The 1,848-nt window shown below is 26.0% G+C and carries 1 protein-coding gene and 1 pseudogene; both read right to left on the bottom strand.

From position 1 onward, the window contains the following. A pseudogene (locus tag J6V67_RS07025) lies at window positions 1–679 on the bottom strand (hypothetical protein); the annotation flags it as partial. Further along, on the bottom strand, window positions 676–1,728 hold the full coding sequence (locus tag J6V67_RS07020; RefSeq protein WP_291860730.1) for a glycosyltransferase family 2 protein: 1,053 nt from the start codon (window positions 1,726–1,728) through the stop codon (window positions 676–678). The pseudogene J6V67_RS07025 and the gene J6V67_RS07020, both read right to left, overlap by 4 nt. Window positions 1,729–1,848 lie beyond the last annotated feature (120 nt).

Raw genomic sequence — 1,848 nt, 5'->3', positions numbered from 1 at the left:
TACCATCTTGAATTAACTTCCAAATATCTATTAAGCGAAGAAAGCCTTTTTGATCTATATTTGCCATACGTCCCATAGAAAGTACGACTTTTTGAGAATAATTGGTATTTAAATTTGAGATATTTGGGAGGAAATTTGGAATGATATAAAAATTAGCATTTGGATATTTTGTTTTAAATTTATCAAGCTCTTTAGATGAGAGTAATATTATATTTTTGCATTTTACATTGGAATCTTTATAAGTATCAAAATTAGCATGTATTGCTTTAATAATATTTTGAGCAGGCAGATAATTATCTAGTATAGAAGGATATGAATTATCAAGAATAAAATCTGGTTTAAAATTTGAAATAATATTTTTAACTTCAGACATTTTAATTCTCTTTATATAAAAATTTATAGTTCGAACAGCTGGTCGCAAAATCTCTCTCAAAAGTTTTAAAAATATATTAGATACTTGCAAAGACTGAAGCTCTTTAGAATGTATATGCTTTAAAAAATATAGCTTAATCTGTTCTTCATATAAAAATGGAGGTTTTCGATCTTTTTTATCATATCCATATACACTAATAACGCAAATTTCATTATTATTTTCCAAAAAAGTATTACTCAAATTAGACACAACTCTTTCAACTCCCCCAACAGTAGTTGCATCATCTATAATTAGCAAAATTTTCATAATCCCAAACTCCACTTTAATCGATTAAATATATATATTATTTTATGCTTTATTTTAATTAGTTTTTTATCATATGGGTTATTTAAATTTAGCATCAATCTTAAATGCTGTTTTTTTATTTTATTGAGCGAATAAAAAGAACTATCAAATTTAGATAAATATACTTTGGCTTCTTTGGCAAACTCAATCTTATACTCTAACGGGCAGCAAAAGTAATGTCCTTGAATTAATTCGCATATAAATTTCATAAAATTATTTTTTAATTCATTTAATAGTTGTTTATCTTTTAAAAAATTTTCTACCATATAAATTGATTTAAAAATATCAAAAACTCTTTTGCTTTTTGCACTAGATGTCATTATAGAGCCTTCTCTAATACGGTAATAATACAAAGCCTCATCTAAAAATGCGATTCTTTTAGCCAGTATTAAGGATTTAATATGCGGGTATACATCTTCAAAAAGTAAATTTTGTGGATAAAATTCTTCATTTTCCCATAGATAATTTATTAAAAATTCATATGAATAAAATTTTAAAAATGCTCCAAAGCGTCCAAATAATACATCTTTAATCTCACTATAATCACATACATCATTTTTTCTAATCTTATAACAATCAGTTTTAAAATAATCACTTGGCTCTATTCTTTTATCTATCTCTATATATGGTAATAGCCCCATTATACATATATCCGAATTGGACTCTTGTGATTTATTATATAGCTTTTCTAAAGCTTGAACATCTAGCCAATCATCTGAATCTGCAAAATAGATATATTTAGGATTTATATTCTTATCTATTAGATATTTTATACCTGAATTTCTAGCCGCACCAAGCCCTCCATTTATCTTATCTACGATATGAATTCTACTATCGTTTTTAGCATACTCTTTTAAAATTTCTAAACTAGAATCAGTTGAACCATCATTTACGCAGATTATTGCTATATCTTTTAAAGTTTGATTAACTACTGAATCTAAACACTCTCTTAAATATTTTTCTACATTATATACTGGAATTACTATTGATACTTTTGGGCTATTTTGCATTTTTCAACCTCTCAAACAACCCCATCCACTGTTTCATTACAACATCTTTGCTAAATTTACTTTTAACTATCTCTTTGCTTTTTGCTCCCATTTTAGCTCTTAGATTCTCATCACTCATTA

Origin of the sequence: Campylobacter sp. (assembly GCF_017646085.1) — a bacterium.
Taxonomy (GTDB): domain Bacteria; phylum Campylobacterota; class Campylobacteria; order Campylobacterales; family Campylobacteraceae; genus Campylobacter.
Note: the sequence above shows the minus strand (reverse complement) of the source record. Positions and strands in the feature narration are given on the sequence as shown.